Below are 26270 nucleotides of genomic sequence, written 5' to 3' on the forward strand. Positions count from 1 at the left end.
CAAAGGGCGACATTATACCCGCGCGGCGCGCGCGAACTGTCGCGGCCAGACGAAACACGGGCCGAACGAAACAGGAAGAAGCGATGGGAATGTGGTAGGGAAGGCGCCGCGCGGCGTCATGCGCCGCGCAAGATCATGCCTTCCCCGTCGCGCCGTTCTGGCAGCAGTTTTATTGCTGCTGCGCCTGTTGCGGCTTGTTGGAAAGCGCGAGACGCAGCAGGTCGGCGACCGTGTTCACGTTGAGCTTTTCCATGATGTTCGCGCGGTGCGCTTCGACGGTCTTGATGCTGATGCCCAGATCGTCGGCGATCTGCTTATTCAGGCGGCCCGCGATGATGCGCTCGAGCACCTGGTGCTCGCGCGCCGTGAGCTTGCCGAGCCGCTCGGCCGCAGCGCGCTGCTGCTGCACGTTGGTGCTTTCGCTGCGGGCCTTCTCCAGCATGCGCTCGACGAGCTTGCGCAGTTCGGCTTCGTCGAACGGCTTCTCGATGAAGTCCATCGCGCCCTTCTTCATGGTGGAGACGGCCATCGGCACGTCGCCGTGGCCGGTCACGAAGATGATCGGCAACGAGGCGTTTTCGGCGATCAGGCGCTCCTGCAGCTCGAGTCCGCTCATGCCCTGCATGCGCACGTCCAGAATCAGGCAGGCGATTTGTCCGGCTTGCTGCGCCGGCTGGTACGCATCGAGGAACTCTTCCGCGCTCGTGAAGCACTGCACGCGGTAGCCATTCGCTTCGAGCAGCCAGCGCAGGGAGTCTCGTACGGCTTCATCGTCGTCGACAACAAAGACGGTTTCCTGAGTGGTGACTGGGCTGTTCATGGCTCTCCCGTAACGGTTTGTGTAGTCGGCTCGTCGGATCCGTCGCGCGAGGAACGGTCCGTTTCGCCGATGGGCAGACTGCAATGGAATGTGGCGCCGCTGATGTGGCCGTCGGCTTCGACGTTGTTGACCACCCAAAGACGCCCGCGATGCGATTCGATGATCGAACGGCAGATATTCAGCCCCATGCCCATGCCATCGGACTTGGTGCTGTAGAAAGGTTCGAAGAGACGCTCGGCGGTGGCCTCGTCGACGCCCGGGCCCTGATCGACCACGCTAATGCAGACGTTGCCGCCGTCGCGCTTCACGATCACGCGGATCACCGGATCGAGCGCATTCGGGCGCGCCTCGGCCATAGCTTCGGCGGCGTTCTTCAGAAGATTGACGAGCACCTGCTCGATGAGCACCGGATCGACGTAGATCACGGGCATGCGCGAGCGCATGTCGGTCACGATGCGGATGCGGCGCTTGCGCGCCTCGATTTCGGCGAGCCCCACGGCGTCGGCGACAATGTCGGCTACGCGCGTGGCCTGGCGCTTGGGCTCGCTGCGCTTCACGAATTCGCGGATGCGCTTGATGATCATGCCCGCGCGCACCGCCTGCTGCGCGGTCTTTTCGAGCACGGGCAAGAGGTTGTCGGGCGCGGCGCGCCCTGACTTCACGAGCGCGACGGTGCCCGAGGCATAGTTGTTGATGGCGGCGAGCGGCTGGTTCAGCTCGTGCGCGAGCGACGAGGCCATTTCGCCCATCGTCATGAGGCGGCTCGTGAACTGCAGCTTCTCGTCTTGCTGGCGGGCCAGTTCCTGGGCCTGCTTGCGCGTGGTGATGTCGGTCGCGATCTGCATCTGCGCGAGGTGGCCGTCTACCCACTGGATGTACTGGCGCCGCACCTCGAACCACTTCTGGATGCTCTCGACATAGACTTCCTGGGCATCGGCGGCGCTTTCGGTGAGCGCGGTGGCGGGCAGGCCCGCGTAGGCGTCCACCATGTCGATCGAATCCGACGACGCTGCAGCCGAATCGAAGCCGCCGCCGCCGGCCAGTTCTAGATGGCCGTCCGGGCGGATGCCGAAGAGGTGGCGGTAGTAGCGGTTTGCGAACAGCAACTCGGCTTCGTCGGCGGCGAGCACCGAGACGGCGGCGTCGAGGCTCTCCAGCACCGTGGTGAAGCGCTCGTGCGCGGCGGCGAGTTCCTCGCGCGCGCGCTTGGGCTCGGTGATGTCGGTCATCGACGACATCCAGCCGGTCTGGCGGCCCGAGCTATCGATGAGCGGCGAGACATAGAGGCGCGCATGGAACTGCGAGCCGTCCTTGCGGCGCACGCGCAGCTCGAACCCCGAGGAGGGCGCCTTGCCACGCAGCGTCATGTCGAGCTGGCGCTGCATTTCAGGGTAGGCGTCGCGCGGCCAGTAGGGAAACGGCGCATGCTTGCCCACGAGGTCGCTTTCGTCCCAGCCGGTCATGCGGCAAAAGGCGGGGTTCACGTGCGTGATCCGCCCGTGCATGTCGAGCACGCGCATGCCGATCAGCACCGAATTTTCCATCGCGCGCCGGAAGAATGCTTCCGCGTACAGCGCCTGCTGCGCTTCGAAGCGCTGGCGCGTATGCTTCCAGAGACTCCACAGGCTCCACAGGACGAAGCACGAAAGTCCCGCAACCAGCCACACGAGCGTATTGTTCGTAAAGTTGGTCATCTGCGGATACGAGTACACGCGCACGGAGACGCCCTGGCCCGGCGGATCGAGCGGCAGGTCGTAGTAGACGTCGTGCGGCAGGCGCGGGCGCGTCGAGGTGGTGGCGAGCTCGCGGTTGTTCGCGTCGATGAGCGAAATCTTGTACTTGGCGGACAGCTCAGGGGGGATGTCGTGCTTGAGGATCCCTTCGACCGAGAACACGGCGGCCACCGAACCGAGGAACTCGCGGTCGCGGTAAACCGGCGTCTGCAACGTGATATAGCCGTTGCCCACGTCGTCGTAGATGAGCGGCGAGTAGACCTGGCGGCGCGTCGAGCGGGCTTCGGTGAAGGCGGCCTTCACGGCCTCGTCCATCTGCGCGTCGTTGGGCTTGGCCAGGCGCTGGCCGAACACCGGCATGGCCGTGTTGGGCCAGCGCGGCTCCTGCTGGCTCGTATACCAGTTCAGATAGAGGATCTCGGGGTGACCCTGCATGATGTCCGTGGTGGACGTCTGGAAGTACTGCGGGTCGTTGTGGCCGGCAACCAGGTCGCGCTGGAGCGCCTGCAATTGCTCCTGCGCGCCCGTCATGGAGAGGCGGATCTGCTGCTGGGCCCAGGCGACGTTGCGGTAAAGCGTGTCTTCCTGCTGTTGCTGCTCGCGGCGGTTCAGGCTCCACAAGATCAGGCTCATGACGATCAGGAATACGAGGATCGACAGGAGCGGCGTCAGCAAATAGGAATTCGACCACCAGGGTCCGTGGTGCCAGCGGGACGGCGATGACTCGCCGGGCGAACCGGGCGGTCGCGCCGAGCGTGCGAAAAGCCGTTCGGTCAACATGGCAAGGATTGTAGCTCAGCGTAAGAGTTCCAAACGCCGTGAAAAAAGCAGCAATTCGCCGATAAACGGGTGCGAACTGGCGGATATCGGCGAAAGGGCACGAACGATTCAGCTTGCGACGCAGCAATTTTTCACATTATAAAAATCAATCTCGCAATTCGAAAAATTCCTTGCATGAAGCGAGATGCGGTAATTACAATCGCCCGCAATGCTGATGCGGAGGGTCCTGTCACGTCGCGAGGGTCGTCATCCGCATGGTCCGATCAACAGCGTTCCCCTACATCCAGGAGACGAGTATGTCCGCTGTACCCGACGAAGTCCTGAAATACATTGCCACCGAAAAGGACGAAGATCCTCAGGAAACCGCCGAATGGCTGGAGGCGCTGGACGGCGTCATCTCCACCATTGGTCCCGACCGCGCTCACTATCTGATCGAGAAGCAGATCGAATTCGCCCGCGTGCATGGCGAGCATCTGCCGTTCTCGGCCAACACGCCGTACATCAACACGATTCCCGTTGCCAACCAGGCCAAGAACCCCGGCGACCAGGACATCGAACACCGCATTCGCTCGTACACGCGCTGGAACGCCATCGCCATGGTGCTGCGCGCGGGCAAGAACACGAACGTGGGCGGCCACATCGCCTCGTTCGCTTCCGCCGCGACGCTCTACGACGTCGGCTACAACCACTTCTGGCGTGCTCCGTCGCCGGAACATGGCGGCGACCTCGTTTTCGTGCAGGGCCACTCGTCGCCGGGCGTCTACTCGCGCGCGTTCCTGCTCGGCCGCCTGTCCGAGAACCAGCTCGACAACTTCCGCCAGGAAGTGGGCGGCCAGGGCATCTCGTCGTACCCGCACCCGTGGCTGATGCCGGACTTCTGGCAGTTCCCGACCGTCTCGATGGGCCTCGGCCCGATCATGGCGATCTACCAGGCACGCTTCATGAAGTACCTGCAGGCGCGCGGCATTGCGAAGACCGACGGCCGCAAGGTCTGGGCCTTCCTCGGCGACGGTGAAACGGACGAGCCGGAATCGCTCGGCGCGATTGGCATGGCCGGCCGCGAGCGTCTGGACAACCTCGTGTTCGTCATCAACTGCAACCTGCAGCGTCTCGACGGCCCGGTGCGCGGCAACGGCAAGATCATTCAGGAACTCGAAAGCGAGTTCCGCGGCGCCGGCTGGAACGTCATCAAGGTCATCTGGGGCAGCCGCTGGGACGCGCTCTTCGCGCGCGACAAGTCGGGCGCGCTGATGCGCCGCATGATGGAAGTCGTCGACGGCGAGTACCAGACGTACAAGTCGGAGTCGGGCGCCTATGTGCGCGAGCACTTCTTCAACACGCCTGAACTGAAGGCGCTGGTCGCCGACTGGTCCGATGACGACATCTGGAACCTGAACCGTGGCGGCCACGATCCGCACAAGATCTACGCGGCATTCCACCAGGCACAGCACGCGAAGGGCCAGCCGACCCTGATCCTCGCCAAGACGATCAAGGGCTATGGCATGGGCGAAGCCGGCCAGGCCATGAACATCACCCACCAGCAGAAGAAGATGCAGGTGGACCAGCTCAAGAAGTTCCGCGACCAGTTCCGTCTGCCGATCACGGACGAGCAGCTCGTCGACGTGCCGTACCTCAAGTTCGAGGAAGGCTCGAAGGAGCTCGAGTACATGCGCCAGAAGCGCATGGACCTCGGCGGCTATCTGCCCGCGCGCCGCCAGAAGGCGGAATCGCTGCCGGTGCCGGCGCTCGAAGCGTTCGATCCGCTGCTCAAGGGCACGGGCGAAGGCCGTGAAATCTCCACGACCATGGCGTTCGTGCGTATCCTCAACATCCTGCTCAAGGACAAGGCGCTCGGCAAGCGCGTCGTGCCGATCGTGCCGGACGAGTCGCGTACCTTCGGTATGGAAGGCCTGTTCCGCCAGATCGGCATCTGGAATCAGGATGGCCAGAAGTACGTGCCGGAAGATGCTGACCAGCTGATGTTCTACAAGGAATCGCAGACGGGCCAGATTCTCCAGGAAGGCATCAACGAAGCCGGCGGCATGTGCGACTGGATCGCAGCCGCGACGTCGTACTCGACGCACGGCGAGATCATGGTGCCGTTCTACATCTTCTACTCGATGTTCGGCCTCCAGCGCATTGGCGATCTGGTGTGGGCGGCGGGCGACATGCGTTCGCGCGGCTTCCTGCTGGGCGGCACCGCGGGCCGCACGACGCTCAACGGCGAAGGCCTGCAGCACGAAGACGGCCACTCGCTCCTGTGGGCGGCATCGGTGCCGAACTGCGTCACCTATGACCCGACGTTCGGCTACGAACTGGCCGTGATCATGCAGGACGGCCTGCGCCGTATGGTCCAGGAACAGGAAGACGTGTTCTATTACATCACCGTGATGAACGAGAACTACGAGCATCCGGCGATCCCGCAGGGCGAAAACGTTGCGGCCGATATCCTCAAGGGCATGTACTCGTTCCGCAAGGGCGACGCGAAGGCCAAGGGTCCGCGCGTTCAACTGATGGGCGCGGGCACGATCTTCAACGAAGTGATCGCGGCCGCCGACCTGCTCAAGAACGACTGGGGCGTCGAGGCCGACCTCTGGAGCGTGCCGAGCTTCACGGAACTCGCTCGCGAAGGCCACGAAGTCGAGCGCTGGAACCTGCTGCACCCGAGCGAGCCGCGCCGCGAGTCGCACGTCGAGAAGCTGCTCAAGGGCACGGAAGGCCCGGTCATCGCATCGACCGACTACGTGCGCGCACTGGTCGACCAGATCCGTGGCCTCGTGCCGCGCAAGTTCGTGGTGCTCGGCACCGACGGCTTCGGCCGCTCGGACACGCGTGAGAATCTGCGTCACTTCTTCGAAGTCGATCGTTACTGGACGACGGTCGCAGCGCTCAACGCGCTCGCGGACGAAGGCAAGATCGAGCGCAAGGTCGTCGCCGACGCCATTGCGAAGTACAAGCTCGACCCGTCCAAACCCAACCCGATGACTGTCTAACGCATCATCCCCCTGTGCATGGCATGAGCGCCTCCTCGAAGCGAGGAGGCGCGTCGTATGCGGCCCCGGAGACACTAACAATGAGTCAAACGATCGAAGTCAAGGTGCCGGACATCGGCGATTACAAGGACATTCCTGTGATCGAGGTGCTGGTGAAGGCGGGCGATACCGTCGAAAAAGAGCAGTCGCTGATCACGCTGGAATCGGATAAGGCGACCATGGATGTGCCGAGCCCGGCTTCGGGCACGGTCAAGGAAGTGAAGGTCAAGCAGGGCGACAACGTGTCGGAAGGCACGCTCGTGCTCTTGCTGGACGGCGCTGCTGCGGCTGCGGCGCCTGCCGCTGCCCCCGCTGCTGCGCCCGCAGCCCCTGCTGCACCCGCTGCGCAGGCAGCTGCGCCGGCAGCCGCGCCCGCTGCGAGCGGCGGCGCGCAAAGCGTCAAGGTCCCCGACATCGGCGACTACAAGGATGTGCCGGTCATCGAGATCGGCGTGAAGGTCGGCGACCGCGTCGAGAAGGAGCAGTCGCTCGTCACGCTCGAGTCGGACAAGGCGACCATGGACGTGCCGAGCCCGGTGTCCGGCGTCGTCAAGTCGATTCTGGTCAAGGTCGGCGACAACGTGTCGGAAGGCACGGAAATCGTCGTGGTGGAAGCTGAAGGCGCAGCGGCTCCCGCCGCCGCACCGGCTGCGAAACCGGTCGAAGTGCCGTCGGACGCGCCCCAGGCCGTGCCGGCCAAGGCCGCTCCTGCAGCGCCGTCGGCGCTCGCGCAGGCGCCGATCATCCCGGCAGGCGAAGGCGGTTCGCGCCGTCCGAGCCACGCATCGCCGTCGGTGCGCAAGTTCGCACGTGATCTGGGCGTGGACGTTGCACGTGTCACGGGCACGGGTCCGAAGGGCCGCATCACCCAGGACGACGTCACCGCGTTCGTGAAGGGCGTGATGACGGGTGCGCTCGCGGCGCCTGCTGCCGCGGCAGCACCTGCCGGCGGCGGCGCTGGCCTGAACCTGCTGCCGTGGCCGAAGGTCGACTTCACGAAGTTCGGCCCGATCGACACGCAGCCGCTGTCGCGCATCAAGAAGATCTCGGGCGCGAACCTGCACCGCAACTGGGTCATGATCCCGCACGTCACGAACAACGACGAAGCGGACATCACCGACCTCGAAGCGTTGCGCGTGCAGCTGAACAAGGAAAACGAGAAGGCGGGCGTGAAGTTCACGATGCTCGCATTCGTCATCAAGGCCTGCGTCGCCGCGCTCAAGAAGTTCCCGACATTCAACGCGAGCCTCGACGGCGACAACCTCGTCTTCAAGCAGTACTACCACATCGGTTTTGCCGCCGACACGCCGAACGGCCTCGTCGTCCCGGTCATCCGCGACGCGGACAAGAAGGGCCTCGTCGACATCGCCAAGGAAATGGCCGAGCTCTCGAAGCTCGCGCGCGAAGGCAAGCTCAAGCCGGACCAGATGCAAGGCGGCTGCTTCTCGATCTCGTCGCTCGGCGGCATCGGTGGCACGCACTTCACGCCGATCATCAACGCACCCGAAGTGGCGATCCTCGGTCTGTCGAAGAGCGCGATGAAGCCGGTGTGGGACGGCAAGCAGTTCGTGCCGCGCCTCACGCTGCCGTTGTCGCTCTCGTACGATCACCGCGTGATCGACGGCGCAGCTGCCGCGCGCTTCAATGCGTACCTTGGCGCGATCCTCGGCGACTTCCGCCGCGTGATTCTGTAAAACCGCTTCATTGACCGGCTGACGCCGCCACGTCGCACGCGCAGTGTCCATGCGCGTGCGCGGCACGGCGAGCGCGGCCGGTCGTTCCAATAGGGGACACCATGAGTCTCGTCGAAGTGAAAGTGCCGGATATCGGCGACTTCAAGGACATCGACGTCATCGAAGTCAACATCAAGGCCGGCGATGTGATCGAGAAGGAGCAGACGCTGCTCTCGCTCGAGTCGGACAAGGCCACGATGGAAGTGCCCAGCGACGTCGCGGGCACCGTAAAGGAAGTGAAGATCAAGGCTGGCGACAAGGCGTCGCAAGGCACCGTGATCGCACTGGTCGAAGTGTCGGCTGCTGCTGCCGCGCCTGCACCGGCTGCCGCACCGAAGGCCGAAGCGCCCAAGGCTGCCGAGGCCCCGAAGGCTGCCGAAGTTTCGAAAACCGCCGCGCCGCAAGCCGGCAGCTTTGGCGGCAGTGCCGATGTCGAATGCGACATGCTCGTGCTCGGCGCCGGCCCCGGCGGCTATTCGGCAGCGTTCCGTTCGGCCGACCTCGGCATGAAGACCGTGCTGGTCGAGCGTTATTCGACGCTTGGCGGCGTGTGCCTGAACGTGGGCTGCATCCCGTCGAAGGCGCTGCTGCACACGGCGCTCGTGATCGACGAAGCCGCTGCGCTCGAATCGCACGGCATCTCGTTCGGCAAGCCGCAGATCGACCTCGACCGCCTGCGCGACTTCAAGTCGGGCGTCGTCAAGAAGCTCACGGGTGGTCTCGCCGGCATGGCGAAGGCACGCAAGGTCGAAGTCGTGACCGGCGTGGGCACCTTCCTCGATCCGTACCACATGGAAGTGGCGGGCGAGAGCGGCAAGAAAATCGTCAAGTTCAAGCAGGCGATCATTGCTGCGGGTTCGCAGGCTGTGAAGCTGCCGTTCATCCCCGAAGATCCGCGTGTGGTCGATTCGACCGGCGCGCTCGAACTGCGCCAGATCCCGCAGAAGATGCTGGTGATCGGCGGCGGCATCATCGGCCTCGAAATGGCGACCGTCTACTCGACGCTCGGCGCGCAGATCGACGTCGTCGAAATGCTCGACGGCCTGATGGCCGGTGCCGACCGCGATCTCGTGAAGGTCTGGGAGAAGTACAACGCGAAGCGCTTCGCGAATGTCATGCTCAAGACCAAGACGACGGGCGCCGAGGCGAAGGACGATGGCATCTACGTCACCTTCGAGGGTGAGAAGGCGCCCGCCGAGCCGCAGCGCTACGACCTCGTGCTGGTCGCCGTGGGCCGCTCGCCCAACGGCAAGAAGATCGGCGCGGACAAGGCCGGCATTGCCGTGACGGATCGCGGCTTCATCGAGGTCGACAAGCAGCAGCGCACCAACGTGCCGCACATCTTCGCGATCGGCGACATCGTCGGTCAGCCGATGCTCGCGCACAAGGCCGTGCATGAAGGCCACGTGGCAGCGGAAGCGGCGCACGGCGAGAAGGCATACTTCGACGCCATGCAGATTCCGTCGGTGGCCTACACCGATCCGGAAGTGGCTTGGGCCGGCAAGACGGAAGAGCAGTGCAAGGCCGAAGGCATCAAGTACGGCAAGGCAGTGTTCCCGTGGGCCGCTTCGGGCCGCGCGATCGCCAACGGCCGCGACGAGGGCTTCACCAAGCTGATCTTCGACGAAGAGACGCATCGCGTGATCGGTGGCGGTATCGTCGGCCTGAACGCGGGCGACCTCATCAGCGAGGTCTGCCTCGCGGTGGAAATGGGCGCGGATGCGACCGACATCGGCAAGACCATCCACCCGCACCCGACGCTGGGCGAGTCGGTGGGCATGGCCGCCGAACTGTATGAAGGCGTCTGTACGGACCTACCGCCGCAAAAGAAGAAGTAAGTTTGCCGCGAGTATGAAAAAACGGCGCACTCCGCGAGGAGTGCGCCGTTTTTATTGGCTCGCCATAACGACTGTGTCCGGCTGCGAGAGGCGCTGGAGCCAAAAACGCTGGAGCCAAAAAAATTCCCGGCCTTCCAGCGACCGGGCAAGCGGCATGCCGGACCGGAGCGCCGGGTCCGGCACTGGGCGCGGCTTAGACGACCTGCAGCGCGCCCAGGCCGATGCGTAACACTCAGGCCGGCTTCTTGGGCGCAGCGGCGGCAGCCGAGCGCGAAGCTTGTGCGGCTGCCTTGCTGGCTGCTGCGGAGGCGGCGTTGAAGTTGCTTTCGGCCATTTCGACCGCTTGCTTGGTGGCCTTGTGGACCGTTTCGTAGGTCGTGTTCGCAGCGTTGATCGCCGACTTGATCACGGCAACCGCGGTTTCCGAACCGGCCGGTGCGTTTTTGGCGACATTGTCGACGAGCGACTGGACCTTGCGGTTCTGTTCTTCGTAGTGCGCTTCAGCAACCTTCGCGAACTCGGCTTGCGTGGCCGAAGCGATTTCGTACACGTGACGGCCGTACGAGAGCAGCTTTTCGGCGAGCGGCTGAGCGAAGCTCGACTGCACGGCGAAGAACTCTTGCGCATCTTTTGCCGACAGCGCGCGCTGGGCGTGTTCCTGGGATTCCGCGAGGTTCGAGCGAACGGCCTGAAGGTTCAATTCGACGAGCTTTTCCACGCCTTCGAATGCCTTGCCGGTGAGGCCGAACAGCGTTTCGAGGTTGGCTTTCTGGGCAGCGGCGAATTGCTCAGGGGTCAGCAGACTCATGGTTACGCTCCTGGATGTTTGGCGGCCTCGTTCGTGGGCCGCCTGAAGTAAGTGGCAAGACTCTTGGGGAATCTGCACGGCGCTTTGGTGCGTCGCAGCATTGATCTCGATTTTAGGTCGCCGGAGAAGAATGTCAAGAACTTTTGGTGCGACGCACAATTACATTAAACTTTTGTTAAACAACTACTTATGCGTGCGGCATGAGGCGTATTTGTCAAGTTTGACGAATTGCGGCATAGCGTCCGCTAACTGGCTGCGGCGAGGCTTTGCCCGACAATGACAAGCATATGTGCGCTCAATCTGGCAAGATTCAGCATGCCGGTGTGCGTCGGAAATGGCGTGCGCCGCATGATTCATCGAAGGTCGATGCGGGATTGCGCCTCGCGCGTCCACCAAACTCCTTCATGGAACGTTAAAGATCCATTGCTGTCGAATGCGCGTCGCGCGATTCGGCGACATCGGCGTTAGAGAGTCGTCCTCGGTATTACTCCCACATAAAGTTTGCATAGCGCGTGCCGTCAATGTAGGCAACAGAAGACGTTGTCGGCGCCAGGCGCAGCAGGGTGTGGCTGCCCGGGCGATTGTCTTTCTCCATTGAGTGCTCGAAGTGCATTGGTCATCTCAATCAAAAGTCAGACTTCGGTTTAACGAGTAGCCATAAGTGCTTCAATTTGCGAATTTTTCGTGGTTTTACTACACTTGGCGAACGATCCCGCCGCTCCATCCAGAACACCAATGAAATCCGACAAGCTCCTGTCGTTCAAGCTGGTGCCTTCATCGGTTGTCAGTACCGCGCTGTCGGTGGCTGTCTCCGTGGTCATCAGTGCAACGCTCATAGTGCCCGAGGGCGCTTTTGCTGCGTCGCAGAACACCGCTGCGGCCTCGACGGCCAAGGCAAAGAAAACCAGCAAGACAAGCAAGAAGAGCACAAGCAGCGCGAAGGTCGCCAAAAAAACGGCCGCACCCAGCGTTGCCGCAGCGCAGGAGAGCGATGCGCGTCCGGCAGTAAAGAAGCGCCGCGTCAGCTACACCATGAACGGCCGCCATCGCTCGGCGGTGCGCCGCGTGGCGTTCGAGCCGCGTCAGCCGACGGTGGGCCAGGCGTTCGGTCTCCATGAAACGCCCGATTCGCTGATGCTGCGCTCGGGCGTTGCCTACGTGGTGGACCAGAACTCGCTGGAACCGCTCTTCGACAAGAATTCGCATGCCGTGGTGCCGATCGCCTCGATCACCAAGCTCATGACCGCGATGGTCGTGCTCGACTCGAAGGCGTCGCTTACCGAGTCGATTGAAGTCACGGACGAAGACCGCGATTACGAGAAGAACACCGGCTCGCGCCTCTCGGTGGGTTCGGTGCTCTCGCGCGAAGACATGCTGCATATCGCGCTGATGGCGTCGGAAAACCGCGCTGCGGCGGCGCTTTCGCGCTACTACCCGGGCGGGCGGCCGGCGTTCATCGCCGCCATGAATGCGAAGGCGAAGCAACTCGGCATGACCGACACGCACTTCGAGAATTCCACCGGGCTGTCGAGCCACAATGTTTCGACCGCGCGCGATCTCGTGAAGATGGTGAACGCGGCTTACCAGTATCCGCTCATTCGCCAGTTCTCGACCGACCGCAGCTATGACGTGTACACGGGCAAGCGCAATCTTGCCTACAACAGCACGAACGCGCTCATCCGCAATCCGTCGTGGGACATCGGCCTGCAGAAGACCGGCTTCATCAACGAAGCGGGCGAGTGCCTCGTGATGCAAACGACGGTCCATGGCCGTCCGGTCATCATGGTGTTGCTCGATTCGAGCGGCAAGTATTCGCGTTTCGCTGACGCGACCCGCGTGCGCACGTGGATCGACAACGGCGGCGCTGACCAGCAGCCGCACATCACGAGTGCGGATGCGGGAGGCGCGGGTACCTGATCAGCGCCGCTGCGCCGCTTTCCGTTGCACCAGTACAAGCGCCCCGCAATCGCGGGGCGTTGTCTTTTGGGCTGAGTTCTTCGATTGAAAAGCCGGAAAAAGAGAAGCGCCGGATGTGCCGGCGCTTCGGGGGAGCTTCGATGCGATTGCGCGAAACGGGTTCGTGCTCGAGGCGATCTGGTCGCTCAGGCTGCGGTCTGCACGCTGCCCTCCGCCGGCTCCGGGTGGTAACCGAGCGATTCGGAAATCAGGAGCGCCGTCTTGCTCAGTTGTCCAAGCCACGAGTCCTGAAGACGGTCCGCAGGCGCCGAAAGCGACAGCCCGGCAACGAGCTTGCCGGTATCGTCGTAAATGCCCGCTGCGATGCAGCGCACACCCAGTTCCAGCTCCTCGTTGTCGCGTGCGCAAGATTGCTGGCGCACGTGAGCGAGTTCGCGCTCCAGGCGGCCGAGGTCGGTGATGCTGTTGCGGGTGTGACCCGAAAGGCCCGTGCGCGTGGCGTAAGCGCGAACGCGATTGGCTTCGTCGGCGGCAAGGAAGAGTTTGCCAACCGAAGTGAGGTGCAGCGGCGCGCGGCCGCCAATCGCCCGCACCACCTGCATGCCTGAACGTTCGGAATAAGCTCGCTCGATATAGACAATCTCGTCGCCCTGGCGCACCGAGAGGTTCACAGTCTGGCCAGTGAGACGATGCAGTTCGCGCATGGGCGTGAGCGCGGCGTCGCGTACCGAGAGGCGCGCCTTCACGAGATTGCCCAGCTCCAGCAGTCGCATGCCCAGCCGGTACGTGCCAGGGTCCGAGCGGTCGACGAGCCGGCAGCTCACCATGTCGTTGAGAATGCGGTGCGCGGTGGACGGATGCAGTTCGGTGCGTTGCGCAAGATCCTTCAGGCTGACCGGGTCGGTGTGTGCGGCGAGCGCGTCGAGGAGGCGCATCATGCGCTCGATCACCTGAATCGAGGTCTTCGGATCCGGATTGGTGTCGGTCATGGGGGCAGATTCCAGGGGCGGATTCGTATGGCGAGTATAAGAAACTCGGCACGGCAGCGAGCATTGTATCTCGTATTGTGAAAAAAGACAGCGGTTGGCGGGATGGTGTTCCGCTGCGGCGGCCGCGTTCACGCCTGTGCCAGGCCTGCCGGGTCATCGATCCTGGAGCACTCCGGCGTTGGTGGCAGCGGCGAAACGTCGGATAATCGGGGACGGTTTTCACCAGGAGTTCCCATGCGAGTCGGTTTGTTCGTCACCTGTCTTGTCGACACCATGCGTCCCGAAATCGGCTTTTCGGCGCTCAAGTTGCTCGAGGAAGCAGGCTATGAGGTGGACGTCCCGCCCGCGCAGACCTGCTGCGGGCAACCGGCCTACAACTCGGGCGAGCGGCCGCTTGCGCGCGACCTCGCGGAAAAGACGCTGCGCGAATTCGAGCAGTACGACTATGTGGTGATTCCGTCGGGCTCCTGTGGCGGGATGATTCGCGCGCATTACGGCGATCTCTTTCGCGATGACCCCGAGTTGATGGCGCGCTACGGCAAGCTGCGCGAACGCGTCTACGAATTGACGGATTTCCTCATGAACGTTGCGAAAGTCACGCTGCCCGAAGGCGAATTCCGCGGGCCGGTGACCTACCACGACTCGTGCTCTGGTCTGCGTGAACTGGGCGTGAAGGCCCAGCCGCGCGCGTTGCTCGCGCAGCGCGGCGTGGCTGTGCAGGAGATGAAGGACTGCGAGCATTGCTGCGGTTTTGGCGGCACCTTTGCGCTCAAGTACGGGGCGATCTCCACGGCCATCGTGGACGAAAAATGCATCAACGTGCAGGCGAGCGGAGCGGGTGCCGTGGTGCTCGGCGACCTCGGCTGCATACTGAACATCCAAGGGCGTTTGCGCCGCACCGGCGATGTCAGCACCCGGGTTTTGCACATCGCCCAGGTGCTCGCCGGCGACGTTTGAGACGCCGCTTGCCAGCCGGGGCCTCGGGGCATCAAAGACTCAAGAGGCCGGGAGAATCCGCCTGAATCCGACCGCACACGACGGCACACGAACGCACTTACGTCCGACTCCACGCCATGCAAGTTCAATCGATGCAATTCAAGGCGCGCGCCGGCCAGAAGCTGGCCGATCAGCGTCTGCAGCAGAACCTCAAGAAGCTCTCGACCAAGTTCGTTTCCGCGCGTGCGGAAGCGATCACGGCGATCGACTTTCCGGCCACGCGCGCGGCGCTCAAAGCGCGCCGCAATCGTGCGCTGGAGAATCTCGATGTCTGGATCGAGCAGTTCGAAGCCGAGGCGAGCCGGCGCGGCGTGACGGTCCTGTTTGCCGAGACGTCACGCGATGCGGCGAAGCTCGTCGCTGAAATCGCGCGCAAGCACGCGGTGCGCAAGGTCATCAAGACGAAGTCGATGGTCTCCGAGGAAATGCAGCTCAACACGGTGCTCGCGGAGATGGGGGTGCAATCCATCGAAACGGACCTCGGCGAATACATTCTGCAGATCAACAACAACGAGCCGCCGAGCCACATCATTGCGCCCGTCGTCCACAAGGACAAGGACGAGATCGCCGACCTGTTCGCGAAGACCCATCACAGGCCGCGTCTCACGGAAATTCCGGACATGACGCGCGAGGCGCGCGAGATGTTGCGGCCGCACTTCCTTTCGGCGGACATGGGCGTGACGGGCGGCAACTTCCTCATCGCGGAGACGGGCTCGGTCGTGCTCGTGACGAACGAGGGCAACGAAGGCATGTGCACCGTCATGCCGCGCGTGCATGTGGCGGTCACCGGCATCGAAAAAGTCTTGCCGACGCTCGAAGACCTTGCCACCGCAATGCGCCTGCTGCCGCGCTCGGCCACGGGACAGGCCACCTCGAACTATTTTTCCGTTCTCACGGGCCCGCGCGGGGTGGATGACCAGGACGGTCCCGAGCATATGTATGTCGTGCTCGTCGATGGCGGGCGCACCGGCCTCATCGGCGGCGAGTTTCAGGAGATGCTGCGCTGCATCCGCTGTGGCGCCTGCATGAACCATTGCCCGGTCTATCAGAAGGTGGGTGGGCACGCGTACGGCTGGGTCTATCCGGGGCCGATGGGGTCGGTGCTCACGCCAAGCTACGTGGGCATCGACAAGGCACTCGATCTGCCGCAGGCCGCCACGCTTTGCGGCGAGTGCAACAGCGTCTGTCCGGTGGGCATCCCGCTCTCGGACCTGCTGCGCAAGCTGCGCGAGAAACAGACCGAACGGCGCCTGCGCCCGTGGCACGAACGCGCGGCGCTGGCGGTGTGGGGCTGGTTTGCGCTGAATCCCGGCGCTTATGCGCTGCTCACGAAGCTCGGTGTGCGCGTGCTGGAGCGTATGGGCGGCCAGGCGCAGCTCATTCGCAAGTTGCCGTTCGCGCGCGGCTGGACCGACGGACGCGACATGCCGGCTCCGGTCGGGCGCACGTTCCGCGAACTCTACGCCGCGCGGCACACGCATCTGGATGCGACCGGGCGTACACGGAAGACGTGACGAAGCACTCCCAGCCGGTCCACCCGCACCTGGCGGCGCACTGTTTAGCCTGAGACAACAGTGTGTTCATTTTTGCCGGGTTTTTCCTGATTGCGATCATCTATATCATTTCGACTGGCGATAGTGCGTCTGAGCCTGTCGCTCCACAGTCGAGAGAGAGTCGCATCATGAGAAAGAAAATAATGGTGTATTGGCCGTTGGCGCTGATCGTGCCACTTGCGGCGATCGCATGGGTCCATGCATGGAATACCGCCGAGCAGCAGTTTCCGCTGGCAGCCGATCAGGTGAGTGCCGAGTTGGCGCGCGCAGTTTCATATGGGCTGGTTGGCAGCGCGGGCGAGGTGACTACGCCCGTCAAGGCGCCAGTCAAGGCAATCCGCGACGTCGTGCCGTTGCCGCGGACCAACGCGATCTAAGCTGCCGGGGCCCGGGCGATGGCGCACGCTACGCCCAGCGCACATCGTCGACACTTTGTATAATTGAAAATTCGCCCGCGCTGCAGTGGCTTGTTGCAAACCGTTGGCCGCCTCACATCCGACTCGATGAAAAAGGTTTCCGTCTGCTTCGTTTGCCTCGGCAACATCTGCCGCTCGCCCACGGCTGAAGCCGTGATGCGGCGCCTTGTCGACGAGGCGGGTTTGAGCGCGCACGTGTCGGTCGATTCGGCGGGCACGGGCGATTGGCATATCGGCCAGGCGCCCGACGAACGCGCCCAGCAAGCCGGGGCCAGGCGCGGCTATGATCTGGCGCCGCTGCGCGCCCGCCAGATCGCGGCGGAAGACTTTCGCACGTTCGACTTGATCGTCGCGATGGACGACGCCAATGTGACGGCACTCGAGCAAGTGGCGCCGTCTGCCGGACGCGACAAGATCCGGCTGCTGATGGAATTCGCGCCGCAGTTGCGGGCGCGCGTGGTCGCCGACCCGTATTTTGGGGGCGCCGCCGGGTTCGAGACGGTGCTCGACCAGTGCGAAACGGCGTGTTCGGGCCTGCTGGCGGCCTTGCGCCCTCAACTGGCGGACTGAGAGGAGCGTGCGGCGTACTTCCGTGCAGGTTTGCGCCGTTTTCCCTTTTCGTCATGCGCCTAATAACCCGGATGGTGGCGCGGATACTTGACTAAACTAGTCATGTATTTATACTTGACGAAAATTGTCGAGAATTGCGGTTCCCCTACATCATGAGACTCACCACCAAAGGCCGTTTCGCCGTCACGGCGATGATCGACCTGGCCCTGCGCCAGGAGCAGGGCCCGGTGACGCTTGCGGGTATCAGTCAGCGCCAGCATATCTCGCTGTCGTACCTGGAACAGTTGTTCGGCAAGCTGCGCCGTCATGAAATCGTCGAATCGGTCCGTGGGCCGGGCGGCGGCTATAACCTCGCGCGCCGCGCGGAGGACGTCACGGTCGCGGACATCATCATCGCCGTGGACGAGCCGCTCGACGCGACCCAATGTGGCGGCAAGGGCGCCTGCGAGGGCACCAAGCAGCACGACGGCCACTGCATGACGCACGAGCTCTGGTCGACGCTGAACCAGAAGATGGTCGAGTACCTCGATTCGGTTTCGCTGAAGGATCTGGTGGACAAGCAGCGCGCCCGCGAAGGCGCCGCGCCCACGGTCCTGCGCGACCGCCGCACCGAGGCGCCGGCGATGGAGCCGGTGCGCACGGTGCCGCTCGGGCCGAATTCCATATTCAACATGGCCGGTTCCTGATCCCGTATTGCGGATCCCGACCACGGCCAGCGCAATACACAGAGCAGCAGACAGAATCCCCCGGAGCGATAGATGAATAACGACATTCCCCACCTGCCCATTTATATGGACTACAGCGCGACGACGCCTGTCGATCCGCGCGTGGTGGACAAGATGATTCCGTATCTGCGCGAGCAGTTCGGCAATCCGGCGTCGCGCAGCCACGCCTATGGTTGGGACGCGGAGCGTGCCGTCGAGGAAGCGCGCGAGAACGTTGCGGCGCTCGTCAACGCCGACCCGCGCGAAATCATCTGGACCTCCGGCGCGACCGAGTCGGACAACCTCGCGATCAAGGGCGCCGCGCACTTCTACAAGAGCAAGGGCAAGCACATCATCACGGTGAAGACCGAGCACAAGGCCGTGCTCGATACCTGCCGCGAGCTCGAGCGCGAAGGCTACGAAGTCACGTACCTGAACGTCAAGGAAGATGGCCTGATCGATCTGGACGACTTCAAGGCCGCGATCCGCCCCGACACGATCCTCGTTTCCGTGATGCACGTGAACAACGAGATCGGCGTGATCCAGGACATCGAGACGATCGGCGAAATCTGCCGCGAGAAGGGCATCATTTTCCACGTCGATGCCGCACAATCCACCGGCAAGGCGCCCATCGACCTGCAAAAGCTGAAGGTCGACCTGATGTCATTCTCGGCGCACAAGACCTACGGCCCGAAGGGCATCGGCGCGCTGTACGTGCGCCGCAAGCCGCGCGTGCGCATCGAAGCGCAGATGCACGGCGGCGGCCATGAGCGCGGCATGCGCTCGGGCACCCTGGCCACGCACCAGATCGTCGGCATGGGCGAGGCGTTCCGCATCGCACGTGAAGAAATGGCCACGGAAAACGAGCGCGTTCGCATGCTGCGCGATCGTCTGCTCAAGGGCCTTTCGGAAATCGAAGAGACCTACGTGAACGGCGACATGGAAAAGCGTGTCCCGCACAACCTGAACATCAGCTTCAACTTCGTCGAAGGCGAGTCGCTGATCATGGCGGTCAAGGACGTGGCGGTGTCGTCGGGTTCGGCGTGCACCTCGGCGTCGCTCGAGCCGTCGTATGTGCTGCGCGCGCTAGGCCGCAACGACGAACTCGCACACAGCTCGATTCGCTTCACGGTGGGCCGCTTCACGACCGAGCAGGACGTCGACTACGTGATCAACCTGCTGCAGACGAAGATCGCCAAGCTGCGCGAGCTCTCGCCGCTGTGGGAAATGCACCAGGACGGCATCGATTTGTCGACCATCCAGTGGGCGGCGCACTAAGGCGCATTCAGGCGCATCGAACATCGACCCGGCCGCAGCGCAATCGGCAGACCACTGCATGCAGCGCGGCAAACACGAATTGAAGGAGTGTGATCATGGCATATAGCGACAAGGTTCTGGACCACTACGAAAACCCGCGCAACGTCGGCTCGTTCGCGAAGGACGACGACGCAGTCGGCACCGGCATGGTCGGCGCGCCCGCATGCGGCGACGTCATGAAGCTGCAGATCCGCGTGGGCGCGGACGGCGTGATCGAAGACGCGAAGTTCAAGACCTACGGCTGTGGCTCGGCCATCGCTTCGAGCTCGCTCGTGACCGAGTGGGTGAAGGGCAAGACGCTCGATCAGGCCCTCGACATCAAGAACACGCAGATCGCCGAAGAACTGGCGCTGCCGCCGGTGAAGATCCACTGCTCGATTCTCGCGGAAGATGCGATCAAGGCAGCGGTGGCCGACTACCGTCAGCGTCATACGACGGAAGCCAAGGCGGACGCGGCTTAAGGCTCGCGACAGCGTGCGCCGGGTTCGGCGCGCGAGCGGGCGGGGCGGTGGCAAGCCGGTGAGCTAGCCGCTGCGGAATAAACGAATTTGGACGCAGGCGAGCCTGCGCCGCGTCGGGACGAAGCAGGCGCAAGCCTGAAGCGAGCGACGCGGGAAGCGGTGAAACGTTATGGCAATCACGTTGACAGAAAAAGCGGCACAGCACGTGCAGAAGTACCTGACCCGTCGCGGCAAGGGCGTGGGCCTGCGTCTTGGCGTGCGCACGACGGGCTGCTCGGGCCTTGCGTACAAGCTCGAATATGTCGACGAGCTCGCGCCCGAGGACAACGTGTTCGAAAGCCATGGCGTGAAGGTCATCGTGGACCCGAAGAGCCTTGCCTATATCGACGGCACGGAGCTGGACTTCGTGCGCGAAGGTCTGAACGAGGGCTTCAAGTTCAAAAACCCGAACGTGAAGGACGAGTGCGGCTGCGGCGAGTCCTTCCGCATTTGAGCGCGCGTATTGCGGTGAAAAGGCGGCCTGTGCCGCCTTTTTGATTTTTTGATGCGGCGAGCGATATCGCCGGATCTTCACGACAGCACCCCAAAACGTTCATTTCGATGGCCTCGCTTTCTTCGCTCTCCGATAGCCATTTCGTATTGTTCGGCCTGCCCGAGCAGTTCGCGCTCGACGCCGACGCGCTCGCTCACGCTTACCGCGCCGTGCAGGCGCAGGTGCACCCCGACCGCTTCGCCGCGGCCGGCGAGGCGCAAAAGCGCGTGGCGATGCAGTGGGCCACGCGCGCGAACGAGGCGTACCAGACGCTGCGCGATCCGCTCAAGCGCGCGACTTATCTGCTGCATTTGCGCGGCATCGAAGTTGGCGCTGAGAACAATACGGCCATGGAGCCGGCGTTCCTGATGCAGCAGATGGAATGGCGCGAGGCGATCGAGGATGCGGTGGGCGTGAAGAATGTCGACGCGCTCGATGCGCTCGCGGCCGAACTGCGCGACGACGAGCGCGTGCGTCTCGCGAAGCTGGGCGCGTTGCTTGACAGCGGCTCGAATCAGCCGGCGGCGGAAGCGGTGCGCCAGTTGATGTTCGTCGAGCGCGTGGCGGCCGAAGTCGATTCGCAGATCGAACGGCTGGAGAGTTAGGCGGGGCCGCCCAGGCGCCCCATGGGCGCGTGGAAAAAGCGTAGGAAACGGATACAGCACAGGGCTGTCGATTCATCGTCGAAAAGATCGACCAGACGATGCCAGGCGGCCCGCAACAGATCACACAGATGGCATTACTGCAAATTTCCGAACCCGGCATGGCGCCGGCGCCGCATCAGCGGCGGCTCGCCGTCGGCATCGACCTCGGCACGACGAACTCGCTGGTCGCCGCGGTGCGCAGCGGCGTGCCCGACGTGCTGCCCGACGAAGACGGCCACGTGCTGCTGCCGTCGGTCGTGCGCTATCTCACGAACGGCGGCCGCCGCATCGGCCGCTCGGCCAAGGCCGAGGCGGCGAGCGACCCGCGCAACACGATCGTCTCGGTCAAGCGCTTCATGGGTCGCGGCAAGGCCGACGTGGAAGGCGCGGCGAACGCGCCGTACGAATTCGTCGACGCACCGGGCATGGTGCAGATCCAGACCGTCGACGGCGTGAAAAGTCCCGTCGAGGTCTCGGCGGAAATTCTCGCCACATTGCGCCAGCGCGCCGAAGACACGCTCGGCGACGAACTCGTCGGCGCGGTCATCACGGTGCCGGCATACTTCGATGAAGCGCAGCGCCAGGCCACCAAGGACGCTGCGCGCCTCGCTGGCCTGAACGTGTTGCGCCTGCTGAACGAGCCGACCGCTGCTGCGATCGCCTATGGCCTCGACAACGGCGCTGAAGGGCTCTACGCGGTCTACGACCTGGGCGGCGGCACCTTCGACCTGTCGATCCTCAAGCTCACGAAGGGCGTATTCGAAGTGCTCGCCGCGGGCGGCGATTCCGCGCTCGGCGGCGACGACTTCGATCAGGCGCTCTTTGCGTGGGTGCTGGAGCAGTCCGGCATCGAGCGCGCGGCGCTCAAGCCTGAAGACGTGCGCTTGCTGCTCGACCGCGCGCGCGACGCGAAAGAAGCGCTCTCGTCGGCGCCCGAGGCGCGCATTGAAGTCACGCTCTCTAACGGCAAGCCGATCACGTTGACGATCGACGAGTCGCAGTTCGAGGCGCTCACGCAGGCGCTCGTGCAACGCACCCTCACGCCCACGAGGAAGGCGCTGCGCGACGCCAAGGTGGCCGCGACCGAAGTGAAGGGCGTGGTGCTGGTGGGCGGCGCGACGCGCATGCCGGTGGTTCGCCGCGCCGTCGAGCAGTACTTCGGCCAGGCGCCGCTCACGAATCTGGATCCCGATCAGGTGGTCGCACTCGGCGCGGCGATCCAGGCCGACCTGCTCGCCGGCAACCGCGGCGGTGAGGACGACTGGCTGCTGCTCGACGTGATCCCGCTGTCGCTCGGCGTGGAGACGATGGGCGGCCTCGTCGAGAAGATCATTCCGCGCAACTCGACCATCCCGGTCGCGCGCGCGCAGGACTTCACGACCTTCAAGGACGGCCAGACCGCGATGGCGATCCACGTGGTGCAGGGCGAGCGCGAGCTCACCTCCGACTGCCGCTCGCTTGCACGCTTCGAGCTGCGCGGCATTCCGCCGATGGCGGCGGGCGCGGCGCGCATCCGCGTGACCTACCAGGTGGACGCCGACGGTCTCTTGTCCGTGTTCGCGCGCGAGCAGCTTTCGGGCGTGGAGGCGTCGGTGGTGGTGAAGCCGTCCTACGGCCTGGCCGACGACGACATCGCAAAGATGCTCGAGGACAGCTTCAAGACCGCCGACATCGACATGCGCGCTCGCGCGCTGCGCGAGGCGCAGGTCGAGGCGCAACGCGTGATCGAGGCGACGAACTCCGCCCTGGCCGCCGACGGCGAGCTGCTTGACGAAGCCGAGCGCGCGCAGCTCGATGCGCTGATCGCAGCGCTCGCGCAAATCGTGCAGGGCGAGGACACCGACGCAATCGAAGCGGCGACCAAGTCGCTCGCCGAAGGTACGGACGAGTTTGCCGCACGGCGCATGGACAAGGGCATCAAGCGCGCGCTCGCGGGCAAGAAGCTCGACGAAATTGGTTAAAGGTTGATTGGGCGCGCGCCGGCCAACGCACCGGGAAGCAAGATGTAAAGCGCGCGCCGCGTGCGTGCTTTCCCGATGCAGCCAGGCGCGCGACCTCAGTAGAATGGGCGATGACACCGTCGGCAGGCGGGTCGCGCCCGATACAGAAGTTATTGGATACGGAAATCACAATGCCTCAAATCGTGGTGCTGCCCCATGTCGAACTGTGTCCGGAGGGCGCGGTCATCGACGCCAAGCCGGGTGAGAGTGTGTGCGATGCGCTGCTCGAGCACGGCATCGAGATCGAACATGCTTGCGAGAAGTCGTGCGCCTGCACGACCTGTCACGTGATCGTGCGCGAAGGTTTCGATGCGCTCGAGCCGTCGGAGGAAACCGAAGACGACCTGCTCGACAAGGCGTGGGGTCTGGAGCCCACTTCGCGGCTGTCGTGCCAGGCCCTCGTGCCCGCCGAAGATGACCTCGTGATCGAGATTCCGCGTTACTCGATCAACCACGCGAAGGAAAACCACTAATCCATCGGAGAGAGGAGCGCGCTGCCATGAAATGGACCGATACGCAGGACATCGCAATGGCGTTGACGGATACGCATCCCGAGATCGACCCGCAGTACGTGCGCTTCACCGATCTGCATCGCTGGATCACCGAGCTCGAAGGTTTCGACGACGCTCCCGAGCGCTCGAATGAGAAGATCCTGGAGGCCATTCAGGCGGCCTGGATCGAAGAAGCGGGTTACTGATCCGATTCGTGCAGCAAAAAGGCGATTCACCGTGAAGGTGAATCGCCTTTTTCGTTTCAGGAGCGGGGCGCGAAGTTACGCGTTCATCATCCTGCCGCGAGCGTGCCGTGTTCGACGCGCACGCGCTGGCCTTGCTGGAACGGCGGCGCTTCGTGATACGTGAAGTAGCGCGTCTTGCCGTTGTCCATGCGCACGCGCACCGAGTAGCTCGTGGTGCTGCGCAGATGTTTTTCCACCGAATTGCCGGCGAGGCCGCCGCCGAGCGCGCCCAGCAGCGTCATGGCCGTGCGGCCGTTGCCGGCGCCGAACTGATTGCCGACCACGCCACCCGCGACTGCGCCGCCCACCGCGCCGATGCCGGTGCCATGACCTTCCTGACGTGACTCGGAGATGCCCTCGACCACGCCGCACGAGGCGCACGCGGCCTGCTGGGGTGGCGCTTCCTGGGCGTATTGCTGCGGCTGCTGGGCGTACTGGGCCGGCGGAGCGGCCGTTGCCGCCGGCTGTTGCCGGGCCACTGGCGCAGGCTGCGGCTCAGCAGCGGCGTTTTGCTCGTTCTGTGCGGCATTCTGCGCCGCGTTCTGCGTAATTTGCGCGCTGGTCGCGGGCCGGGTCGAGTCGAGCACCGGCTGCGATGCCATCATCTCGGTCTGGCCGGTCTGGCTTTGCGCGTTCTGTTCAGTCGTGCTCGATGCCTTGGGGAAGACGCCGGTGATGGCCGCCGTGGCCGCGAGGCTGGCAACAATGACAGCCGCCGCCGCAGTGGCGACGAGCGGGTGGATACGGCGGTTCGGTGTGGTCGGTTTCGGATCAGGATTGTTCATGAGTGGCTCCGTCTTGGGCAGAGTTACCTTTGTTTGAACAAGTTTGGGCCAATTCGATCGTTCGAACGTTTCAATTTGTAACCTGACTTGTGCGAGCACAAGTCGAAACAGGGATCGAACGAAGGCAGGGGGGCGTGTCGCCCCGCACGATACGGGTTTTCCGCCTATGTATCTGGCGCGCCCGGCAGTGGGGCGGGCACATTTACTGCCGGTTACAAATGCAAACGGGGCGCATACGGCCTGAGCCGCATGCGCCCCGTTCGGCACGTGTGAGGCTTAGTCTTCGCGGCGCAGATGCGGGAAGAGAATCACATCGCGGATGCTGGCGCTATCGGTAAGCAGCATGATCAGGCGGTCGATGCCGATGCCGCAGCCGCCCGTCGGGGGCATGCCGTACTCGAGCGCGCGAATGTAGTCGGCGTCGTAGTACATCGCTTCCTCGTCGCCGGCGTCCTTCTGCTCGACCTGCTTCTTAAAGCGTGCGGCCTGGTCTTCCGGATCGTTGAGCTCTGAGAAGCCGTTGGCGATTTCGCGGCCCGTGATGAAGAGCTCGAAGCGTTCGGTGATGCCCGGCGTCGAATCGGAGGCGCGCGCGAGCGGCGAGACTTCGACCGGGTAGTCGATGATGAAGGTCGGCTCCCACAGTTGCGACTCGGCAGTTTCTTCGAAGAGCGCAAGCTGGAGCGAGCCCACGCCCGCGTTCAGGAACGCAGGCTGGTTCGTGTCCACGCCGAACTTCTTGAGTTCCGTGCGCAGGAAGTCCGCGTCGGCGAGCTGCTCGTTCGTGTACTGCGGCGCGTACTTCTGGATCGCCTGGGTGATCGTCAGGCGATGGAACGGCTTCGAAAGATCGAGCTCGCGGCCCTGGTACGTGAGCACGGCGTTGCCGCGCGCATCCACGGCGGCCTGGCGGATCAGCTGTTCCGTGAAGTCCATGAGCCACGTGTAATCCGTGTACGCGGCGTAGAACTCCATCATCGTGAATTCCGGATTGTGACGCGGCGAAACGCCTTCGTTACGGAAGTTCCGGTTGATCTCGAACACGCGCTCGAAGCCGCCGACGACGAGGCGCTTCAGATAGAGCTCGGGCGCGATGCGCATGAACATCTGCATGTCGAGCGCGTTGTGGTGCGTGACGAACGGCTTGGCCGCCGCACCGCCCGGGATCGGGTGCAGCATGGGCGTTTCGACTTCCATGAAACCGGCGTCGGCCATGAAACGGCGCACCGACGAGATCGCCTTGGTGCGCGCCACGAAGGTTTCGCGCGCTTCGGGCGTGACGATCAGGTCGACATAGCGCTGGCGATAGCGCATTTCCTGGTCAGACAGGCCATGGAACTTGTCCGGCAGCGGGCGCAGCGACTTCGAGAGCAGGCGCAGTTCCGTGCAGCGGACCGAGAGCTCGCCCTTGTTGGTGCGAAACAGCACGCCCTTGGCCGCGACGATGTCGCCGAGATCCCACTTCTTGAACGCGTCGTAGGTGGTTTCGCCCACGTCGGCTGGCGTGATGAAGAACTGGATCTGGCCCGAGCCGTCGCGCACCGTCGCGAAGCTCGCCTTGCCCATCACGCGCTTGAGCATCATGCGGCCGGCGATCGATACTTCGAGGGCTTGCGCTTCGAGCGCGTCCTTGTCGGTGTCGGAGTAGGTGCGCTGCAGGTCGGCGGCGTGGTGGGTGGGGCGGAAGTCGTTCGGATAGGCGACACCCGCTTCGCGCAGCGCGCGCAGCTTTTCGCGGCGCTCGGCGATGATCTGGTTGTCGTCGACTTCGGGCGCGGCGCTGGCCGCGTTCGGCTGGGTCGGTTCGGTCATGGTGGCTCGGGTTCTTGGATTCGCGGTTTGTGTCCGCAGAAGATACGGGCAGATGTTTCGGTTTGCGGCCCGGGCGGAGTGCCTCACGGGCCGC

The 26270-nt window shown here is 63.8% G+C and carries 22 protein-coding genes; 16 read left to right on the plus strand and 6 right to left on the minus strand.

Annotated features, from left to right (window positions below; all coding sequences use genetic code 11):
• Window positions 1-169 precede the first annotated feature (169 nt).
• Both fixJ and fixL read right to left on the minus strand, forming a co-directional pair.
• Window positions 170-820 carry an oxygen response regulator transcription factor FixJ gene (fixJ, locus tag P5W99_RS06140; protein WP_129561776.1) on the minus strand — a complete coding sequence of 217 codons (651 nt, stop codon included), beginning with the start codon at window positions 818-820 and terminating at the stop codon, window positions 170-172.
• Complete coding sequence (gene fixL, locus P5W99_RS06145; RefSeq protein ID WP_421079354.1) at window positions 817-3333, minus strand: oxygen sensor histidine kinase FixL; 2517 nt, start codon at window positions 3331-3333, stop codon at window positions 817-819. The genes fixJ and fixL overlap by 4 nt, the downstream gene beginning before the upstream one ends.
• A gap of 296 nt (window positions 3334-3629) precedes the next feature.
• On the opposite strand from fixL, the gene aceE reads away from it, so the two are divergent.
• From aceE to lpdA, 3 genes are all read left to right on the plus strand, one after another.
• Window positions 3630-6326, plus strand: coding sequence for a pyruvate dehydrogenase (acetyl-transferring), homodimeric type (aceE, locus tag P5W99_RS06150; RefSeq protein ID WP_421023698.1), 2697 nt, complete (start codon window positions 3630-3632; stop codon window positions 6324-6326).
• A gap of 80 nt (window positions 6327-6406) precedes the next feature.
• Entirely contained in the window at window positions 6407-8059 is a 1653-nt protein-coding gene (gene aceF / locus P5W99_RS06155) for a dihydrolipoyllysine-residue acetyltransferase (RefSeq protein WP_434662220.1), read from the plus strand.
• 101 nt (window positions 8060-8160) lie between these two features.
• Entirely contained in the window at window positions 8161-9936 is a 1776-nt protein-coding gene (gene lpdA / locus P5W99_RS06160) for a dihydrolipoyl dehydrogenase (protein WP_421079356.1), read from the plus strand.
• 232 nt (window positions 9937-10168) lie between these two features.
• Here lpdA and P5W99_RS06165 read toward each other — a convergent pair whose 3' ends face one another.
• Entirely contained in the window at window positions 10169-10744 is a 576-nt protein-coding gene (locus P5W99_RS06165) for a phasin family protein (RefSeq protein WP_421023701.1), read from the minus strand.
• A 735-nt stretch (window positions 10745-11479) separates the two neighbouring features.
• Here P5W99_RS06165 and pbpG point away from each other — a divergent pair.
• A complete protein-coding gene (gene pbpG, locus P5W99_RS06170; protein WP_421079357.1) occupies window positions 11480-12661 on the plus strand; it encodes a D-alanyl-D-alanine endopeptidase in 1182 nt (393 codons plus the stop codon).
• Window positions 12662-12846: 185 nt separating this feature from the next.
• Here pbpG and P5W99_RS06175 read toward each other — a convergent pair whose 3' ends face one another.
• A complete protein-coding gene (locus P5W99_RS06175; RefSeq protein WP_035531082.1) occupies window positions 12847-13650 on the minus strand; it encodes an IclR family transcriptional regulator in 804 nt (267 codons plus the stop codon).
• Window positions 13651-13884: 234 nt separating this feature from the next.
• On the opposite strand from P5W99_RS06175, the gene P5W99_RS06180 reads away from it, so the two are divergent.
• The 12 genes from P5W99_RS06180 (at window position 13885) to iscX (ending at window position 23540) form a co-directional block, all read left to right on the plus strand.
• Window positions 13885-14607, plus strand: a complete 723-nt coding sequence (locus P5W99_RS06180; protein WP_421079358.1) for a (Fe-S)-binding protein — start codon at window positions 13885-13887, stop codon at window positions 14605-14607.
• 116 nt (window positions 14608-14723) lie between these two features.
• Window positions 14724-16160, plus strand: a complete 1437-nt coding sequence (locus tag P5W99_RS06185) for a lactate utilization protein B (protein ID WP_421079359.1) — start codon at window positions 14724-14726, stop codon at window positions 16158-16160.
• 167 nt (window positions 16161-16327) lie between these two features.
• Window positions 16328-16576, plus strand: coding sequence for a hypothetical protein (locus P5W99_RS06190; RefSeq protein WP_421023705.1), 249 nt, complete (start codon window positions 16328-16330; stop codon window positions 16574-16576).
• Window positions 16577-16702: 126 nt separating this feature from the next.
• Window positions 16703-17185: a low molecular weight protein-tyrosine-phosphatase gene (locus P5W99_RS06195; protein WP_434662223.1), complete on the plus strand. Its 483-nt coding sequence runs from the start codon at window positions 16703-16705 to the stop codon at window positions 17183-17185.
• A 152-nt stretch (window positions 17186-17337) separates the two neighbouring features.
• On the plus strand, window positions 17338-17871 hold the full coding sequence (gene iscR / locus P5W99_RS06200; RefSeq protein ID WP_028216877.1) for a Fe-S cluster assembly transcriptional regulator IscR: 534 nt from the start codon (window positions 17338-17340) through the stop codon (window positions 17869-17871).
• A 72-nt stretch (window positions 17872-17943) separates the two neighbouring features.
• On the plus strand, window positions 17944-19167 hold the full coding sequence (locus tag P5W99_RS06205; RefSeq protein WP_421023707.1) for an IscS subfamily cysteine desulfurase: 1224 nt from the start codon (window positions 17944-17946) through the stop codon (window positions 19165-19167).
• A 95-nt stretch (window positions 19168-19262) separates the two neighbouring features.
• Window positions 19263-19667: a Fe-S cluster assembly scaffold IscU gene (iscU, locus tag P5W99_RS06210; RefSeq protein WP_028216879.1), complete on the plus strand. Its 405-nt coding sequence runs from the start codon at window positions 19263-19265 to the stop codon at window positions 19665-19667.
• Window positions 19668-19836: 169 nt separating this feature from the next.
• Window positions 19837-20160, plus strand: a complete 324-nt coding sequence (gene iscA / locus P5W99_RS06215; RefSeq protein WP_421023708.1) for an iron-sulfur cluster assembly protein IscA — start codon at window positions 19837-19839, stop codon at window positions 20158-20160.
• 107 nt (window positions 20161-20267) lie between these two features.
• Window positions 20268-20804, plus strand: a complete 537-nt coding sequence (hscB, locus tag P5W99_RS06220; RefSeq protein WP_434662225.1) for a Fe-S protein assembly co-chaperone HscB — start codon at window positions 20268-20270, stop codon at window positions 20802-20804.
• Between the two features lie 128 nt (window positions 20805-20932).
• Window positions 20933-22804: a Fe-S protein assembly chaperone HscA gene (gene hscA / locus P5W99_RS06225; RefSeq protein WP_421023709.1), complete on the plus strand. Its 1872-nt coding sequence runs from the start codon at window positions 20933-20935 to the stop codon at window positions 22802-22804.
• Between the two features lie 170 nt (window positions 22805-22974).
• A complete protein-coding gene (fdx, locus tag P5W99_RS06230; RefSeq protein ID WP_035531100.1) occupies window positions 22975-23316 on the plus strand; it encodes an ISC system 2Fe-2S type ferredoxin in 342 nt (113 codons plus the stop codon).
• A 26-nt stretch (window positions 23317-23342) separates the two neighbouring features.
• Window positions 23343-23540, plus strand: a complete 198-nt coding sequence (gene iscX / locus P5W99_RS06235) for a Fe-S cluster assembly protein IscX (RefSeq protein ID WP_421023710.1) — start codon at window positions 23343-23345, stop codon at window positions 23538-23540.
• An 86-nt stretch (window positions 23541-23626) separates the two neighbouring features.
• Here the strand turns inward: iscX and P5W99_RS06240 are convergent, their stop codons facing one another.
• Both P5W99_RS06240 and lysS read right to left on the minus strand, forming a co-directional pair.
• Window positions 23627-24364: a glycine zipper 2TM domain-containing protein gene (locus tag P5W99_RS06240; RefSeq protein WP_421079362.1), complete on the minus strand. Its 738-nt coding sequence runs from the start codon at window positions 24362-24364 to the stop codon at window positions 23627-23629.
• A 276-nt stretch (window positions 24365-24640) separates the two neighbouring features.
• Complete coding sequence (gene lysS, locus P5W99_RS06245) at window positions 24641-26176, minus strand: lysine--tRNA ligase (RefSeq protein ID WP_421079363.1); 1536 nt, start codon at window positions 26174-26176, stop codon at window positions 24641-24643.
• Between the last annotated feature and the right edge of the window lie 94 nt (window positions 26177-26270).

It is taken from the genome of Paraburkholderia sp. A3BS-1L (assembly GCF_051125215.1).
Classification (GTDB): Bacteria; Pseudomonadota; Gammaproteobacteria; order Burkholderiales; family Burkholderiaceae; genus Paraburkholderia.

Bases quoted from the DNA above. Each gene is read 5' to 3' on its own strand.
- aceF (WP_434662220.1), top strand. From the start codon at position 6,407: ATGAGTCAAACGATCGAAGTCAAGGTGCCGGACATCGGCGATTACAAG.
- iscR (WP_028216877.1), top strand. From the start codon at position 17,338: ATGAGACTCACCACCAAAGGCCGTTTCGCCGTCACGGCGATGATCGAC.
- fixJ (WP_129561776.1), bottom strand. From the start codon at position 820: ATGAACAGCCCAGTCACCACTCAGGAAACCGTCTTTGTTGTCGACGAC.
- hscB (WP_434662225.1), top strand. From the start codon at position 20,268: ATGGCCTCGCTTTCTTCGCTCTCCGATAGCCATTTCGTATTGTTCGGC.
- P5W99_RS06240 (WP_421079362.1), bottom strand. From the start codon at position 24,364: ATGAACAATCCTGATCCGAAACCGACCACACCGAACCGCCGTATCCAC.
- P5W99_RS06195 (WP_434662223.1), top strand. From the start codon at position 16,703: ATGAAAAAGGTTTCCGTCTGCTTCGTTTGCCTCGGCAACATCTGCCGC.
- P5W99_RS06190 (WP_421023705.1), top strand. From the start codon at position 16,328: ATGAGAAAGAAAATAATGGTGTATTGGCCGTTGGCGCTGATCGTGCCA.
- hscA (WP_421023709.1), top strand. From the start codon at position 20,933: ATGGCATTACTGCAAATTTCCGAACCCGGCATGGCGCCGGCGCCGCAT.
- P5W99_RS06185 (WP_421079359.1), top strand. From the start codon at position 14,724: ATGCAAGTTCAATCGATGCAATTCAAGGCGCGCGCCGGCCAGAAGCTG.
- aceE (WP_421023698.1), top strand. From the start codon at position 3,630: ATGTCCGCTGTACCCGACGAAGTCCTGAAATACATTGCCACCGAAAAG.
- P5W99_RS06180 (WP_421079358.1), top strand. From the start codon at position 13,885: ATGCGAGTCGGTTTGTTCGTCACCTGTCTTGTCGACACCATGCGTCCC.
- P5W99_RS06165 (WP_421023701.1), bottom strand. From the start codon at position 10,744: ATGAGTCTGCTGACCCCTGAGCAATTCGCCGCTGCCCAGAAAGCCAAC.
- fixL (WP_421079354.1), bottom strand. From the start codon at position 3,333: ATGTTGACCGAACGGCTTTTCGCACGCTCGGCGCGACCGCCCGGTTCG.
- lysS (WP_421079363.1), bottom strand. From the start codon at position 26,176: ATGACCGAACCGACCCAGCCGAACGCGGCCAGCGCCGCGCCCGAAGTC.
- iscX (WP_421023710.1), top strand. From the start codon at position 23,343: ATGAAATGGACCGATACGCAGGACATCGCAATGGCGTTGACGGATACG.
- P5W99_RS06175 (WP_035531082.1), bottom strand. From the start codon at position 13,650: ATGACCGACACCAATCCGGATCCGAAGACCTCGATTCAGGTGATCGAG.
- lpdA (WP_421079356.1), top strand. From the start codon at position 8,161: ATGAGTCTCGTCGAAGTGAAAGTGCCGGATATCGGCGACTTCAAGGAC.
- pbpG (WP_421079357.1), top strand. From the start codon at position 11,480: ATGAAATCCGACAAGCTCCTGTCGTTCAAGCTGGTGCCTTCATCGGTT.
- P5W99_RS06205 (WP_421023707.1), top strand. From the start codon at position 17,944: ATGAATAACGACATTCCCCACCTGCCCATTTATATGGACTACAGCGCG.
- iscA (WP_421023708.1), top strand. From the start codon at position 19,837: ATGGCAATCACGTTGACAGAAAAAGCGGCACAGCACGTGCAGAAGTAC.
- iscU (WP_028216879.1), top strand. From the start codon at position 19,263: ATGGCATATAGCGACAAGGTTCTGGACCACTACGAAAACCCGCGCAAC.
- fdx (WP_035531100.1), top strand. From the start codon at position 22,975: ATGCCTCAAATCGTGGTGCTGCCCCATGTCGAACTGTGTCCGGAGGGC.